Source organism: Streptomyces sp. NPDC031554 (assembly GCF_055580685.1).
In genome coordinates this window covers 295,363-309,120 of sequence record NZ_JBVIKX010000003.1, presented here as the reverse complement: position 1 = coordinate 309,120, position 13,758 = coordinate 295,363, and the positions used below count along the sequence as shown (strand labels likewise).

Here is a 13,758-nt window from a genome sequence, read left to right as displayed (position 1 = left end):
TTTCGTTCGGATCAGGCCGGATCGGGGAGCGGGGTGCGGTGCCGGGGCCCGCGAGCCCGGCCTGATCCAGACGAGAGGCCCTGAGGTGCCCCCGGCCCGTGGGGTACGTTTCCGGCACGGTCGTGTCCCCCTTCGCCCGTCACCCCCTCGTTCTTCCCGGAGCCGCCCGATGTCCCCCGCCCCCACCGGACGTCCCGTCGCCCGTTCCCTGACGGCCGCCGGCGAGGTGCTCGTGCTCGCCGGCATCGTGATGTGGGTGCTGCCCGGGCCCGGCCTGCCCGCACTGCTGCTCGGCGTCCTGTGCCTGGCGGCCGCCGGAGCGGTCCGGTTGGCCGGCCGGGCCCGGGGCGGGAAGGACGCGGCGTGAACGGCGATCCGCCGTACCACGGGATCGCCCCGGCCGTCGCCGCCGTCCTGTTCCCGCTGTCCGCGGCCGGGGACCACCGGGCCCGGGGCTGAACCCCGGCGGCGGCTCCGGCGAGGACGGAGCACCCTCCTGCGGCGGTGCGCTTTTTGCGATCATGCGTCGGGAAGGCGTCCGGGGAGAAGCCGGGGCGACGCATGCGATTCGGGGGGCCTGCATGGCGGGACGGGACGTGCCGGAGGGGCACGAGGGGTGCGAGACCTACCTGGAGGGGTACGCCCGCATCCTCGCCGACGCCTCGGCGACCGGCCGCCGGCTCTCCCGCGACGAACTGGCGTCGCGCCGCGCCCTGGGCGAACGGGCCGCGGAGACGGGGGTCGGCCTGCGTGCCCTGGTCGGGGCCCACCTGGCGGCCACCCGCGCGCACTGGCCCACCGGGCGCGGTGTGTCCGCGGACGACGTGCTGTCCGCCGCCGCGCAGGCCGTCGACGCCTTCGCCGAGGGCTACGAACGGGCCCAGCGGCACGCCGTACGCCAGGAGGAGGCCGCCCGGCGGGAGTTCATCGACGACCTGTTGTACGGCCGCAGCGACCTGGGGCGGCTGGCCCAGCGCGCGGAACGCTACGGGCTGCGGCTCTCGTACGAGCACGCGGTCGCCGTGGCCCGTGACGCGGCCACCCACGACGAGGGCGATCCGGTGCTGCGGGAGGTGGAGCGCGCGCTGATAGGCCGGTTCGGCGACCGCAGCATCCTCCTCACCACCAAGGACGGCCGGCTCGTCTGCGTCGCCCCCGGCGACCAGGGCGACGTCCTGGCGTACTTCGCCAAACAGGCGTTCGCCGCGACCGGCGGCGGCCAGGTGGCGATCGGCCGCCCGCACGGCGGCCCGGCGGGCGTCGTCCAGTCGTACGAGGAGGCGCTGAACGCCCTGGACCTGGCCGAACGCCTGGAGTTCGACGAACCCGTGCTGCGCGCCGCCGACCTCCTCGTCTATCCCGTCCTCACCCGCGACCGGCAGGCCATGGCCGACCTGGTGGAGAACGCCCTCGGCCCCCTGCGCCGGGCCCGCGGCGGTGCCCAGCCGCTCCTCGACACCCTCACCGCCTACTTCGACTCCGGCTGCGTCCGCGCGGAGGCGGCCCGGCGGCTGTCCCTGAGCGTGCGCGCCTTCACCTACCGTCTGGAGCGCATCCACCAGCTCACCGGCGCCGACCCGTCCGACCCGGTGCACCGCTACAGCCTCCAGACCGCGGTGATCGGCGCGCGGCTGCTCGACTGGCCGGAGAAACCCCTCTGACCCGTCCGGGCCGCCCGCGGGGCACCGGCGCCGACACCGACACCGGCAATGCCCGTCGCCTCCGCGCGGGCGGCGGTCCGCGGCGGCTCCGCGGACGACGGGGCGGGGCTTTCCCGGGCCCTTCCGGGGCTCTCCGGGCGCCGGACCGGTCGGCGGGGCGTCTATACGATGACCGCACGGCGAACGGGCGGCGGTGGAAGGGAGACGGGCGTGACGGAGCGGCGGCAGGGGTCCCGGCGGGGGCAGGGCGAGCTGGAGGCGCTGGTCCTGTCGGCGCTGCGGGAGGCGGACGGGCCGGCGACGGCCGGGTGGGTGCAGGAGCGCCTCGGCGGCGGCCTCGCCTACACGACCGTCATCACCATCCTGACCCGGCTGCTGGCCAAGGGGGCGGTCACCCGGGAGCGCGCGGGCCGGTCCTTCGCCTGGACCTCCGCGTCGGACCAGGCGGGGCTGGCGGCCCACCGGATGCGCAGGGTGCTGGACTCCGAGAGCGACCGGGAGGCGGTGCTGGCCAGTTTCGTGACCGGCCTGGGCCCGGACGACGAGCGGCTGCTGCGGGAGCTGCTGGGCCGGTCGAAGGACGAAGGGGAAGACTGAGGCCTCATGGGGGTGTTCGTCTTTCTGCCGCTGGTGCTGCCGCTGACGGCGTGGCCGATCGCGCGTCTCGCCGAGCAGCACCTGCATCCACGGGCCGCGACCCGGCTGCTGACCGGGGTGGCGGCCCTGATGGCCGCGTGCAGCACGCTGTGCCTCGGCCTGGTGATGGTGGTCGGCACCGCCCAACTGCCCGGCAACCCGCTGCCGGACGGCTGGTCGGACCCCGAGGTGCGCGCGGCGGTCCCGTACGACGAGGTCGTCGGCAAGGCGGCGATCCCCGCCCTCGGCGTGGTGCTGGCGGCGTGCGGCAGGGCGCTGTGGCGGCACGGGCGGGTGCGCCGTCGTGCCCACCGGGCGCTGGCCGGCCTGCGGGGGACGGCGGTGGCCGTCCTCGTGGACGACGTCCCCTACGCGTACGCGCTGCCGGGCGGGCGGCGGGACCGCGTGGTCGTGACCACGGCCATGCTGGAGTGCCTCGAACCGGCCGAGCGCCGGGCGCTGTTCGCCCACGAGCGGGCCCATCTGGCCGCCCGCCACCACCGCTTCCTCCTCGCGGTCCGGCTGGCCGCGCTGGCCAACCCGTTCCTGCGGCCGCTGCGCACGGCGGTGGCGTACACGACGGAGCGGTGGGCGGACGAGGACGCGGCCCGGGCCGTCGGCAGCCGCCGGACCGTGGCGCGTGCGATCGGCAAGGCGGCCCTGGTCACCCGGAGCGCCCCGGCGGGGACCCTGGCGGGCTTCGCCGCGGCGGGCCCGGTGCCGCGCCGGGTGGCGGCCCTGCTCGGCCCCGCCCCGGCGGTGCGCAGCTGGCCGTCGCTGTTCACGTCCGTCGGCGCGGCGATGTGGGGCGCGGCGGTGGGAGCGGCCGTGTCGGCGATGTCCTCGGCGAACTCCGCCGTGACGATGGTCCTCATCCTGCACGCGGCCACGCCCCTGTGACGTGGGCGCGGCCACGACGGGCGGGCGCCGGTCACAGGGGCGTGGCCGCCCGCCGCACGGCCCGGACCGGCCGGAGACGTGATCGGACGCCGAGCCGGAAGCCGGGGCGGAGGCCGGGGCGGAGTCCGGATCAGAGGTCGAACTCGTGGGGCGGCAGGTCGAGGGCGTAGCACGCCTCGCGGACCACGGCCTGCTCGTCCTTGTCGAAGTCGCCGTCGGCGCCGCCGATGACGATGCCGATCTGGACGACGGCCCGTGCCTCGGCGGGCTTCTTCCGGGCCTTGGCGATCTCCTGCATCACGCTCACCTTGCCGAAGTCGAAGTCGGCGGTGAGCCGGTCGAGGTTCGCCTCGAAGCGGCGGCGCAGGTCGTCGGCGTCGAAGTTCTGCAGCACCTCGTTGGCGGCGATGAGCTGGGCCACCCGCCGCCGCTCGGACGGGTCGACGGTGCCGTCGGCGGCGGCGACGAGCGCGCACATCGCCATGGCGGCGTCGCGGAAGGCGCCGCTCTTCAGGTCGTTCTTCTTCGCCACGAGCTGGGTCTGCATCGTCGACGCGGACTCCTTGAGGCGGTCCCACAGGGTCATGAGAACTCCGTACGGGTCGGGGGATGCCCGGACCGGGAGGCCGGACAGCATTGTTTCTACAGTACTGTAGAAGTCACTGGCGGGGGGCGGCGGCCGCATCCGTCCGCCCCCCGCCGGGCCGCTGTCAGTCCTCGCCGCCCTCGTCCCCTCCGTCGTCCTCGTCGCCCTCGAAGAAGTCCCCGACCTCGTCGACGACCTCGGCCGCGACCATGCCGCCGACCACGCCGACCGCGAGCCCGGCGGCACCCGCCGCGACGACGGTGCCCATGCCGGGGCCGGAGCGGTGGTGCTCCTCGTGGTGGCCGCCGTGCCCGTGCCCGGCGTACGGGTCGCCGTGCCCGTGGGTGCCGTACGCGCCGTGGGAGGCGTACGACGCCCGGTGCTCGACCAGCGCGCGGATCCAGCCGTCGACCTCGGTGTTCCAGTCGCGGGAGTCGTGGTGGCCGACGGTGAAGCGGGTCAGCGCGTCGTGGCCGCCGGAGAGGGGACCACCGCGCCGGTCGGCCTCCAGGACGACCTCGACGCCGCCCGGGTGGGCCAGGAAGGTCACCTCGATCTCGCCGACCCGGTCCGCGTACCGCGGCGCCGGGGTCAGCTCGATCTCCTGGTAGAAGGGCAGCCGCTGGCCGGTGCCGCCGATGCGCCCGTACTCCAGGTCGGCGGACCGGAAGCCGAAGCCCAGTTGGCCGAGGGCCTCCAGGACCGCCTCCTGCGCGGGCAGCGGGGCGACGGCCAGCCGGTCCAGGTCACCCTTGTCCCTGGCGCCGGCCACCGCCAGCTCGGTGCGCAGGCCGAGGACGATGCCCAGGTCCTGTCCGTACAGCTCGGTGACGGGCGTCTCCCACGGCAGCGTCACCGTGAACGGGACGCTCTGCCGCGCACCCGCGCCGAGCCGGAAGCCGCCGCCGACGGTGAACCGCTCGAAGGCGACGAAGCCCTCGCTCTCGCCCCCGTCGTGCTCGGCCTCGACCCGGGCCACGAGTTCCAGGGTGATGTGCTCGACGTCGAAGTCGGCGTCCCCGCCCTCCAGGCGGACCTGTCCGGTCAGCGTGCCGCCGGGGCGGGCGGCTCCCGGGTCGAGGACCGTGTCGACGGTGGGCCCGCCCACGCCGAGTGAGCCGAGCAGTCGTTTGAACACCATGGTGGCGTCCACTCCTTGTGCGTGCGTGTGTATGTCGTTCGGATGCGGTGTGATGCGATGCGGCGCGCCGGGGCGGGTGCGCGGCGTCGCGGCCGTGCGTGGGGGCGGGGCCGGGGCGGGTTACGAGGCCGCGTCCAGCGCGGCGAGGGCCTGCGCCCAGCGGACGTACTTCAGCCCGGCCAGGTCGGCCACGGTCCTGACTCCGAACGCCTCCAGGAGCAGCTCGCCGTCACGGTCGGAGACCCCCTTGAGGGCCCCCACCGGGGCGGCCAGGATCTCGGGCAGGCTCTTGTCCGCCCACGCCTTGTCGAGCACCGTGTCCAGGTCGATCGACGCCATGGGTGTCCTCTTTCTCGCGTGTGTGAGGTCCGACGCCGTCGCGGACCATCTACAGTCGTGTAGAAGAATAGGACCGTCACGGACGGGGAGGGGCGCGGTGGGCCCCGGCCCGCCGGGAAAGGCCGAAAACGGATGCTCACGCCGCTCGGGGGCCGCCCCCGCGACGTCCGGGCCCGCCCGCGACACGCCGCCGCCGGCGGCCCGCCGGGCGCGGTGCCCGGACGAAGGCCGGGAACAAGGTTTCGGCCAGGACCGTTGTCCGGACGTACCCCCAGACCGAGGAGCTCTCACTTGTCCGCCAGATCGACGGACCCCCCGGGACACAGTCCCCGACCATCCCGCCAGGAGATCCCTGAGCACGGCACGCGGCGGGATGGTGTTCGATGAGTGCCGCGAACGCCCTCCTGGGCCTGCTGGCCGTCTTCGTCCTGACCGCCGGCACGGGCTACTTCGTCGCCCAGGAATTCGCCTACGTCTCCGCCGACCGCCTCGCCCTGGCCCGTGAGGCCGAGTCCGGGGACCGCCGGGCCGCCCGCGCCCTGAAGGTGCTGGAGCGCCTGTCGTTCATGCTGTCGGGCGCGCAGCTCGGCATCACCGTCACCGGACTGGTCGTCGGCTTCATCGCCGAGCCGTCGGTGTCCGCGCTGCTCAGGCCCGCGCTGTCGGGTGCGGGCATCCCCGGCGCGGCCGTGGGCGGCATCTCGGTCGTCCTGGCCTTCGTGCTGGCCACCGTCGTGCAGATGGTGCTCGGTGAACTGGCCCCGAAGAACCTCGCCATCGCCGTGCCGGAGCGGCTGGCGAAGTCGCTGGCCCCCTCCACGCTGGCGTACCTCAAGGTCGTCGGCCCCCTCGTGCGCGTCTTCGACGGGGCGGCGAACCGGCTGCTGCGCAAGACCGGCATCGAACCGGTGGAGGAGCTGCACCACGGCGCCACCCTGGAGGAACTGGGCCACCTGATCGGCGAGTCCCACGAGCAGGGCGCCCTGCCCGAGGACACGGCCGCCCTGCTCGACCACGCCCTGGAGTTCTCCGCGCGGACGCTGGACGAGGTGATGGTGCCGCGGGCCGGCGCCGTCTTCGTCCGCAAGGACGCCACCGCGGGCGAGGCCGTCGGCCTGATCGCCGAGCACGGCCACTCCAACTACCCGGTGCTCGGCGACCACCCCGACGACGTCGGCGGCGTCCTCGGCGTCGCCGAGCTGATGCGCCTGCCGGCCGACCGCCTCGCGGACACCACGGCCGGCGCCCTCGCCCGGCGGCCGCTGCTGCTGCCGGACACGCTCCCGCTGCCCGACGCCGTGACCCGGATGCGGGAGCGGGACGACGAGTTCGCGGTCGTCCTGGACGAGCACGGCGGTGTGGCGGGCATCGTCACGTACGAGGACATCGCCGAGGAACTGGTCGGCGACATCGCCGACGAGTCCGACACCGTCACCGAGATCGCCGTCGCGGACGGCACCGGCTGGCTGGTGGACGCCGGGCGCCGGCTGGACGAGGTGGCCGAGGCCACCGGCCTGCGGCTGCCCGAGGAGGACGACTACGACACCGTGGCCGGCCTGATCGTCGACCGGCTGGGCCGCTTCCCGGCCGTCGGGGACCGCCTCGCCGTCGAGCTGCCGTGGGGCGGCACCGCCGTGATCGACGTACGCACCCTCGACCGGCACGTGCCCGGACGCGTGCGGATCGAGCGACCGGAGCGCGAGAGCGAGGAGCAGGCATGAGTTTCCCGATGGCGCTCCTCGTCACCGCGCTGCTGCTGGTCGGCAGCGGGTTCTTCGTGGCCGCCGAGTTCGCGCTGGTCGCCGCCAGGCGCCACCGCCTGGAGAAGGCCGCCGCCGAGGGGCGCAAGGGCGCGAAGGCGGCCCTGGCCGGCATGCGCGAGCTGTCGCTGATGCTCGCCGGCGCCCAGCTCGGCATCACCGTGTGCACCCTGGGCCTGGGCTCGGTGTCCAAGCCCGCGATCTCCCACGAGCTCGACCCGCTGCTGCACCGGCTGGGCCTGCCGGCCGCGCTCAGCTACGGGATCGCGTTCGCCGTCGCGATGACCGTGGTGGTGTTCCTGCACATGGTGGTCGGCGAGATGGCCCCCAAGTCCTGGGCCATCGCCCACCCCGAGCGCTCCGCGATGCTGCTCTCGCCGCCCTTCCGGGCCCTGGTGAAGGCCGTACGCCCGCTGATCCGGGCGCTCGACGCGATCAGCAACCGGCTGGTGCGGCTGTGCCGGGTCAGCCCGCGCGACGGACAGGCCTCCGTCCACGACCGGGAGCAGCTCACCCACCTGGTGACGGAGTCCGAGCGGCTCGGCCTGATCAGCGGGACGGACTCGGAGCTGCTGACCCGTTCGCTGACCGAGCCGCAGACGCCGGTGCGGGAACTGCAGGTGCCTGCCGACGGGATCACCTCGGTCGACGGCGGCGCCGGTCTCGACGAGATCCTGCGCGTCGCCGCGGACCGGGGCCGCACCCGGCTCCTGGTCCGCGAGGACGACACCGTCCTCGGCTCCGTGCACGCCCGCGACGCCGTCGTGGCCCGTGCCCGGGGACGCACGACCAGCGCCCGGGCCCTGGCCCGGCCGGTGCCCGAGCTGACCGAGGACGCCACCGTCGCCGACGCGATCGACCTCCTGCGCCGGCGCCGCGCCTCGCTCGCCGTGGTCCGCGACGCCTCCGGCCGGCTCACCGGCATGGTGAGCCTGGACGACCTGCTGGCGCGCTTCCTGCAACCACAGGCGGCGTGACGGCGAGCCCCGCGCGTGAGCCGTCCCGGACCGCCGGGACGGCTCACGCACGGAGGGGTAGAAGAGCACGCGCCTCGGCAGCCCCGGTGATCCGGCCGTCCTGGTGATCCGGCCGTCCCGGTGATCCGGTCGTCCCGGTCGTCCCGGTGACCCGGTCGTCCCGGTGATCCGGCCCTCCCGGTGACCTCGGTGATCCGACCGTCTCGGCGATCGGTGCTCGGTGGCCTGCTGGCTGCGGTGGCCTGCTGGCCTCGGTCGCCTCGGTCACCCGGTCGTCCCGCTCACGCGGTCACCTCGGTCACCCCGAGCACCCGCTCACCCCGGCCGGCGTGCGGGAGCAGGCCGTGCCGCGTTCCCGGCACCCTCTTCCCCGTCCTGCTCCGCGCCCCCGCCCGCGGCGCCTCCGCCCGCACCCCGGCCCGCGGCGCCGCCGGGCCCGTCCTCCGCGGTGGCGGCCGCCCAGATCCCCGCCGCGACCCGCCGGGCGAACGCGGTCGGCGACGGCTCGTTCGGCAGCCGCGCGGGCACCGTCGTGCCCTTCCGGCCGCCCGCCCGGTCGGCGAACAGCGCCACCGTCAGGGCGAGCCGGCCGTCGTACCCGGTGGTCCACACGGTCCGCCGGGTGATCCCGCCGCCCGCCCCGCCGGTGGTGAACGCCTTCGTCCCCACCGCCTCGGCGCCGGCGGGCGCGGGCTCCGCCCCCGACCGCGCGTCCGCCACCGCCGCGTCCTTCCCGTCCAGCACCCGCCGCACCTCGGGCCGTGCCCGGTAGACGGTGCGGCCCTCCCGCGTGATGCGCGCGACGGTGTACGGGACGGCGTACCTGCCGTCCGCCGCCACCGCCGCGTACGCCGACGCCAGGCGCAGCGGGGTCGGGGCCGCCGTCTCGAGCAGCTTGCGCAGCGGCTCGCCCGCCCCCCTCGCCCCGCGCAGCGGTTCGAGGGCCGTCCCCGCCTCCACCGCCCCGCTCACCGCGTCGTTGAACGGCTGCCGCGCGTAGTCCGAGCCCCCGTACAGCAGCCGTACCGCCCCGTCGCCGGGCACCACCCCCACGACGGCCGTGTGCACCCGGACGCCCTTGCCGCCGGGATGCTCCCCGACCAGCTGCGTGGCGCGGTCCTGCGCCGCCAGGTCGAAGGTGGTCGTCACGCTGTAACCGCCGCTCGCGAGCTGGTCCTCGGTCACGCCGAGCCGGTCGGCCGCCTCCCTGGCGGCGACGTCGATCAGGTACTGCCGCTGCCCCTCGGTCTCGCCCGGCGGATAGAACCGGAACGCCGGGAAACGTGCCGCCGTCCGCTGCCCGTCCGTGATGCTCCCGCCCGCCGCCATCGCGTCGAGCACCCACTCCCAGCGGTTCTCCAGCGTCGCGGTCACCTCCGGATCGGAGCCCGCCTTCTCGTAGTACGAGGGGATGTTGACGATGGACGCCAGCGCGGCGCCCTGGGCGACCGTCAGGCTTCCCACGTCCACGCCGAAGTAGTTGCGCGCGGCGGACTGGATACCGGCGGCGCCCCGCCCGAAGTACACCGTGTTCAGGTAGCCCTCGAGGATCTCGTCCTTGGTGCGGGTGCGGTCCAGCTTGATCGCGATGAGCGCCTCGCGGGCCTTGCGGGACAGCGATCGCTCGGGGCTCAGCAGCGCGTTCTTCACGTACTGCTGGGTGATGGTGGAACCGCCCTGCGGATCGCCGCCCGTCAGCGCCGCCAGCGTGGCCCGCGCCAGGGCCCGCGGCGAGATCCCGCTGTCGGTACGGAAGGAACGGTTCTCCGCGGCGATCACCGCTTCCTGCACGTGCCGGGGGACCGCGGACAGCGGGACGTCCTGCCGGTCCACCGGCCCGCGCCGGCCCAGGTAGGCGCCGTCCGCGTCGAGGAACACGGTGCTCTGGGTGACGGTCTCGGGGTGCGGCTCGGGGATCGTCGTCAGGTGGTACGCCACGACGGCCGCCGCGCACAGCGCCGAGACCAGCGCGAGGAGGGCGTACGACAGCCGGCGGAGCCGTCGGCCGAGGGTGCGCCGGAACCGGATCCGCAGCGGCGTACGCCGCCCGCGCCGGGCCACCGACCGCGGCCCCTCCGCCCTCCCTCGCGCCTCGCCCTTCCGCCTCCCCCTCCCCTTCCCCGGCCGCCGCGCCGTTCGGGTCTCCTGCGGCTCCTGCGGCTCCTGCGGCTCTTGCAGTTCTTGTGGATCCCGCAGTTCTCGTGGCTCCCGCGGTTCTCGTGGCGTTCGCGGCGCGGTCGTCCCGTCGTTCCCGTCACTCCCGTCGTTCCCGCTCATATCCGCTGCCAGGTGCTGTCCGACCGTGCGGCGACCCTGCCCGAGGCGTCGTACACCGTGACGATCCGCTCGTCCCCTCCCGCGTCGAAGAGCATCCGCATGCTCTTCTCGGGCACCGGTGCGCTCGCGTACCAGATGCCCCAGCCCGGGTCGCCCGCCAGGACGAGGACCTTCGCGGTGGTCCTGCCGTCGCCGGCGCTCACCTCGACACGGCCCGTCTCACCGCTCAGACCGTGGAAGAGGCCCGACAGGAAGAACCCGTCGGGCACGCTGTCCACCCGCACGGAGACGCCCGGTTCGTCGCGCGGCCGGTCGCTGTTGTCCCCCGGGAGATCCGTGGGCACCGACCAGTGCCCGCCGTCGGCCGTCAGCCACACCCGCACCCCTCTCCCGACGGTCACCCGCTCGCCCGGCGCCACGATCCGGACCGGACTCGTCGCCGAGCCGCCGCCCCCCGCCCGGGCCGCGGACGTCCCGCCCCGCGCGTCGCCGCCCCCGACCCGGTCGGCCGCGAGCAGGGCGGCGGGCACGAGCAGGGCCGCGCAGGCGGCCGCGACCACGGTGCGACGGCGCCGTCGCCGGACGCGGCCCGCGACCCGGAGAGCGGCCAGCGGCGCCTCGCCCGGGGCGACGTCCCGGGCGGCACGGGCGTACGCCTCGCGCAGCCGCCCGGGGTCGGCGCCGGCCGCTTTCAGACCGTGCCGGAGACGGGCCCGCACCGCGCCCACCGAGCAGCCCAGCAACTGGGCGATCTCCGCGTGCTCCAGCCCTTCCCATACCCGCAGCACCAGGACGGCCCGCCGCCGCGCGGCCCGCCGTCCCCGCAGCCGGCGCAGATGGCCCCGCACCAGACAGCGCCGCACGTGGAAGTCCCTGTCGTCGCGCGGGACGCGCCGCCACCGCGCGCCCGTGCGCACCAGGGTTCTCCGCACCAGTTCCTCCGCCGCGCCGGGGTCGTCGGTGAGCAGCCGCGCGGTCACGATCAGCCGGGACCAGTGCGTCCGGGCGTACGTGGCGAAGTCGTGGCCGGCGGGGAGCACGTCGTGGGTGGGTGGCACGGGGGAGGTCCTTAGGGCTCGGGGACTCGGTCGTGGCCGGGCGGGCGGGCGTCCGGCCTGGTCAGGCAACTTCTGCTGCGTGCGGGTAGGTTGGGCAGCCGACGAGCCGCCACCGTCGTGGAGGGGGGAGCCCGGGACCGCCGCGCGCCGTCTTCCCGGTGGGCCGCGCTCCGCTCGACGCGACCTGCGTGACCTGCGTGACCTGTGCGACCCACGGGACTACGGGACCTGTACGCACGGGGGCGGCGGCCGGGTTGCAGGAAAAGGACGAGGATTCCGGTGGGGGGCATGACCGAGGACGAGTTCGACGCCTTCTACGCGACCGCGTTCCCCCGGCTGACCGGCCAGCTCTACGCCTTCACCGGGGACCACGGCGAGGCCCAGGACGTCGTCCAGGAAGCGTTCGTACGGGCCTGGTCCCGGCGGCAGCGGTTCCTCGCGGACAGCGCTCCCGAGGCGTGGATCCGCACGGTGGCCATGCGGTTGGCGGTGAGCCGCTGGCGGCGCTCCAGACGCTGGCTGGAACTGGTGCGGCGCACGCCGCCGCCCGACTCCACCCCGGGGCCGGACCCCGAGAACGCCGCGCTCGTGGCCGCCCTGCGCGAACTGCCCGAGGCCCAGCGGATGGCGATCGTCCTGCACCATCTGTGCGACCTGAGCGTGGAGCAGGTAGCCTCCGAGACCCGTGCGCCCGTGGGGACGGTCAAGGCGAGACTGTCCCGGGGACGGGCCCAGCTGGCGAAGCGGCTCGCGGCGGACGAGGCCGACGGGCGGGGCGACGAGGCCTGTGGACGAGTCGACGGGTCCGGCGGTCGGGGCGACGGGTCCGGCGGTCGGGCCGACGGGGCTCGCGGACCGGTCAGGAAGGAGAGCGGCCGTGGCCGATGAACTCCCCACCGAACTTTCCACCGCGCTGCGCGAGTTGGCCGCGTCAGGGGCGACCGCTCCGGTCGTCGGCGGCCCCGCGACACGTGCCCGCGCGATGCGCCGCGTACGCCGCCGCCGCGCCGCCGCGATCCTCGGCCCGGGGACCGCGGCCCTCGCGCTGCTCGGCCTCGTCCTGGGCCTGCACCCGGGCGGGGACCGCGACCACCCGGCCCGGCGCGACCCCGCGGCCGTGGCCCCGCCCCGTTCCACCCCGTCGCTCACGGCCGTCCCGTCGCTCACGGCCGCCGCGTCGCCCGTCTCCGGCACGCTCGACCTGCGCGGGCGCACCCTCACGTTCGGCGGCCGGGCGATGCCGGTCCTCTCGGGGTCCGACGCCCTGTTCGGGGCCACGGGCCCGATGACGGTGGTCGCGAAGGAGAACCTGAAGGAGGTGCCCCTCGACATGCCCCGCGCGGGCCCGACCATAGCCCCCACCACGGTCGGCGTCCGGTACGTGGTCGAACTGCGCGACGCCGAGGGCCGGCCGCACTACGTCGGCCTCTCCTCCCCGCAGCTCGAGGCCCTGAGCGAGGACGGCACCGAGGACGGCTGGATCGGCCTCGGCGCCGAGGACGCCATGTGGTTCCACACCCGGGTCGGCCTGGGCGACACCTTCCCGGTGACGGTCGGCACCACGCCCTCGCCGGTCGTTCCGGCACCCGGCGCCGCGGCGTCCTCACCCCGTGCCGCCGGCCCCCACGAGGAGCCCTGAGACCGGACCCGGCCCGGCCGGGCGTGCCGTGGCGTCACCCGCCCCGGCGGGCCCCGGCCTCGAACTCCGCGGCGGGGACGACGACCGAGGACTCCTCGCCGGACGACGTTCACGCCCCGATCGGCTGCCGGACCGCTGCCCGTCACCCACCGGTGGCTACGATCCGCCGGTATCCGACACCTGGTGATCGACCAGAGCCCAACCGGTCGACATCACACCGACGGGGAGGGCTCATGGGTTCCAGAAGGCGAGCGGTCCGCATCAGCGCGATGGTCGTGGGGGCGGCCCTGGCGCTGGGCGCGACGGCGGCACCGGCCACGGCAGGACCGCAACGGTCCACGGCGACCGTCCGGGCGCAGACCACGGCCGCCCCCGCGCCGACGGGACTCGCCTACACGTACGACGCCGCCGGCCGGACGGTGACCGTCACCTGGGACCCCAAGGACCCGGCGGACACCGTCACCCGCGCCTACCGCCCGGCCCTCTGCGGCGAGACACCGCAGGCCCCCTGCTTCGTCTCCCCCGACGCCGTCGCGGGCAACTCCTTCACCTTCACGAAGTCGCCCGGCACCGCTCCCGTGTACGTCAGGATCTACGCCGAGAACGCCGACCGCCGGCTCACCGGCTCCGCGATCCTGGTCGTCACCGTCTGACCGGCCGCTCCACCGCCGTGGGGGGGGGGGGGGGGGGGGGGCTGGGGGGGGGGGGGGGCGGCCGCGGGGGGGGGGGGGGGGGGGGGTGTTTTTGGGGGTCACGTGTGGGGACACGCCCGGGCGGGGGATCC

General features: G+C 75.6%; 13 protein-coding genes and 1 pseudogene. 9 read left to right on the top strand and 5 right to left on the bottom strand.

Annotation, left to right across the window (positions count from 1 at the left end):
• Nucleotides 1-169 precede the first annotated feature (169 nt).
• The 4 genes from ACZ5FU_RS10070 (at nucleotide 170) to ACZ5FU_RS10055 (ending at nucleotide 3,197) form a co-directional block, all read left to right on the top strand.
• Nucleotides 170-367 carry a hypothetical protein gene (locus ACZ5FU_RS10070; RefSeq protein WP_451527806.1) on the top strand — a complete coding sequence of 66 codons (198 nt, stop codon included), beginning with the start codon at nucleotides 170-172 and terminating at the stop codon, nucleotides 365-367.
• Between the two features lie 214 nt (nucleotides 368-581).
• Nucleotides 582-1,661 carry a PucR family transcriptional regulator gene (locus ACZ5FU_RS10065; RefSeq protein WP_468834191.1) on the top strand — a complete coding sequence of 360 codons (1,080 nt, stop codon included), beginning with the start codon at nucleotides 582-584 and terminating at the stop codon, nucleotides 1,659-1,661.
• Between the two features lie 168 nt (nucleotides 1,662-1,829).
• Nucleotides 1,830-2,258: a BlaI/MecI/CopY family transcriptional regulator gene (locus ACZ5FU_RS10060; RefSeq protein WP_451527804.1), complete on the top strand. Its 429-nt coding sequence runs from the start codon at nucleotides 1,830-1,832 to the stop codon at nucleotides 2,256-2,258.
• A gap of 6 nt (nucleotides 2,259-2,264) precedes the next feature.
• Nucleotides 2,265-3,197 (top strand): M56 family metallopeptidase, encoded by a 933-nt coding sequence (locus tag ACZ5FU_RS10055; protein WP_468645998.1) that lies wholly within the window; start codon nucleotides 2,265-2,267, stop codon nucleotides 3,195-3,197.
• 130 nt (nucleotides 3,198-3,327) lie between these two features.
• Here the strand turns inward: ACZ5FU_RS10055 and ACZ5FU_RS10050 are convergent, their stop codons facing one another.
• The 3 genes from ACZ5FU_RS10050 to ACZ5FU_RS10040 form a co-directional block, all read right to left on the bottom strand.
• Nucleotides 3,328-3,783 (bottom strand): tellurite resistance TerB family protein, encoded by a 456-nt coding sequence (locus ACZ5FU_RS10050; protein WP_469045189.1) that lies wholly within the window; start codon nucleotides 3,781-3,783, stop codon nucleotides 3,328-3,330.
• A 124-nt stretch (nucleotides 3,784-3,907) separates the two neighbouring features.
• A complete protein-coding gene (locus tag ACZ5FU_RS10045) occupies nucleotides 3,908-4,924 on the bottom strand; it encodes a sporulation protein (protein ID WP_451527801.1) in 1,017 nt (338 codons plus the stop codon).
• 120 nt (nucleotides 4,925-5,044) lie between these two features.
• Nucleotides 5,045-5,263 (bottom strand): hypothetical protein, encoded by a 219-nt coding sequence (locus ACZ5FU_RS10040; RefSeq protein WP_451527800.1) that lies wholly within the window; start codon nucleotides 5,261-5,263, stop codon nucleotides 5,045-5,047.
• Between the two features lie 383 nt (nucleotides 5,264-5,646).
• Between ACZ5FU_RS10040 and ACZ5FU_RS10035 the strand changes: the two genes are divergently transcribed.
• Together ACZ5FU_RS10035 and ACZ5FU_RS10030 are read left to right on the top strand one after the other, a co-directional pair.
• Nucleotides 5,647-6,984: a hemolysin family protein gene (locus tag ACZ5FU_RS10035; protein WP_469045188.1), complete on the top strand. Its 1,338-nt coding sequence runs from the start codon at nucleotides 5,647-5,649 to the stop codon at nucleotides 6,982-6,984.
• Complete coding sequence (locus ACZ5FU_RS10030; protein ID WP_451527798.1) at nucleotides 6,981-8,000, top strand: hemolysin family protein; 1,020 nt, start codon at nucleotides 6,981-6,983, stop codon at nucleotides 7,998-8,000. Before ACZ5FU_RS10035 ends, ACZ5FU_RS10030 begins: the two co-directional genes overlap by 4 nt.
• 315 nt (nucleotides 8,001-8,315) lie before the next feature.
• Here ACZ5FU_RS10030 and ACZ5FU_RS10025 read toward each other — a convergent pair whose 3' ends face one another.
• Both ACZ5FU_RS10025 and ACZ5FU_RS10020 read right to left on the bottom strand, forming a co-directional pair.
• Nucleotides 8,316-10,061 carry a transglycosylase domain-containing protein gene (locus tag ACZ5FU_RS10025; RefSeq protein ID WP_469045187.1) on the bottom strand — a complete coding sequence of 582 codons (1,746 nt, stop codon included), beginning with the start codon at nucleotides 10,059-10,061 and terminating at the stop codon, nucleotides 8,316-8,318.
• A 212-nt stretch (nucleotides 10,062-10,273) separates the two neighbouring features.
• Complete coding sequence (locus tag ACZ5FU_RS10020) at nucleotides 10,274-11,335, bottom strand: sigma factor-like helix-turn-helix DNA-binding protein (protein WP_469045186.1); 1,062 nt, start codon at nucleotides 11,333-11,335, stop codon at nucleotides 10,274-10,276.
• A gap of 288 nt (nucleotides 11,336-11,623) precedes the next feature.
• Here ACZ5FU_RS10020 and ACZ5FU_RS10015 point away from each other — a divergent pair.
• The 3 genes and pseudogenes from ACZ5FU_RS10015 to ACZ5FU_RS10005 form a co-directional block, all read left to right on the top strand.
• Nucleotides 11,624-12,133 (top strand): annotated as a pseudogene (locus ACZ5FU_RS10015) (SigE family RNA polymerase sigma factor); the annotation flags it as partial.
• Nucleotides 12,134-12,212: 79 nt separating this feature from the next.
• On the top strand, nucleotides 12,213-12,974 hold the full coding sequence (locus tag ACZ5FU_RS10010) for a hypothetical protein (protein WP_469045185.1): 762 nt from the start codon (nucleotides 12,213-12,215) through the stop codon (nucleotides 12,972-12,974).
• Nucleotides 12,975-13,207: 233 nt separating this feature from the next.
• Complete coding sequence (locus ACZ5FU_RS10005; protein WP_469045184.1) at nucleotides 13,208-13,627, top strand: hypothetical protein; 420 nt, start codon at nucleotides 13,208-13,210, stop codon at nucleotides 13,625-13,627.
• The last annotated feature ends 131 nt before the right edge of the window (nucleotides 13,628-13,758 follow it).

Bases quoted from the DNA above. Each gene is read 5' to 3' on its own strand.
- ACZ5FU_RS10070 (WP_451527806.1), top strand. From the start codon at position 170: ATGTCCCCCGCCCCCACCGGACGTCCCGTCGCCCGTTCCCTGACGGCC.
- ACZ5FU_RS10065 (WP_468834191.1), top strand. From the start codon at position 582: ATGGCGGGACGGGACGTGCCGGAGGGGCACGAGGGGTGCGAGACCTAC.
- ACZ5FU_RS10060 (WP_451527804.1), top strand. From the start codon at position 1,830: ATGACCGCACGGCGAACGGGCGGCGGTGGAAGGGAGACGGGCGTGACG.
- ACZ5FU_RS10055 (WP_468645998.1), top strand. From the start codon at position 2,265: ATGGGGGTGTTCGTCTTTCTGCCGCTGGTGCTGCCGCTGACGGCGTGG.
- ACZ5FU_RS10050 (WP_469045189.1), bottom strand. From the start codon at position 3,783: ATGACCCTGTGGGACCGCCTCAAGGAGTCCGCGTCGACGATGCAGACC.
- ACZ5FU_RS10045 (WP_451527801.1), bottom strand. From the start codon at position 4,924: ATGGTGTTCAAACGACTGCTCGGCTCACTCGGCGTGGGCGGGCCCACC.
- ACZ5FU_RS10040 (WP_451527800.1), bottom strand. From the start codon at position 5,263: ATGGCGTCGATCGACCTGGACACGGTGCTCGACAAGGCGTGGGCGGAC.
- ACZ5FU_RS10035 (WP_469045188.1), top strand. From the start codon at position 5,647: ATGAGTGCCGCGAACGCCCTCCTGGGCCTGCTGGCCGTCTTCGTCCTG.
- ACZ5FU_RS10030 (WP_451527798.1), top strand. From the start codon at position 6,981: ATGAGTTTCCCGATGGCGCTCCTCGTCACCGCGCTGCTGCTGGTCGGC.
- ACZ5FU_RS10005 (WP_469045184.1), top strand. From the start codon at position 13,208: ATGGGTTCCAGAAGGCGAGCGGTCCGCATCAGCGCGATGGTCGTGGGG.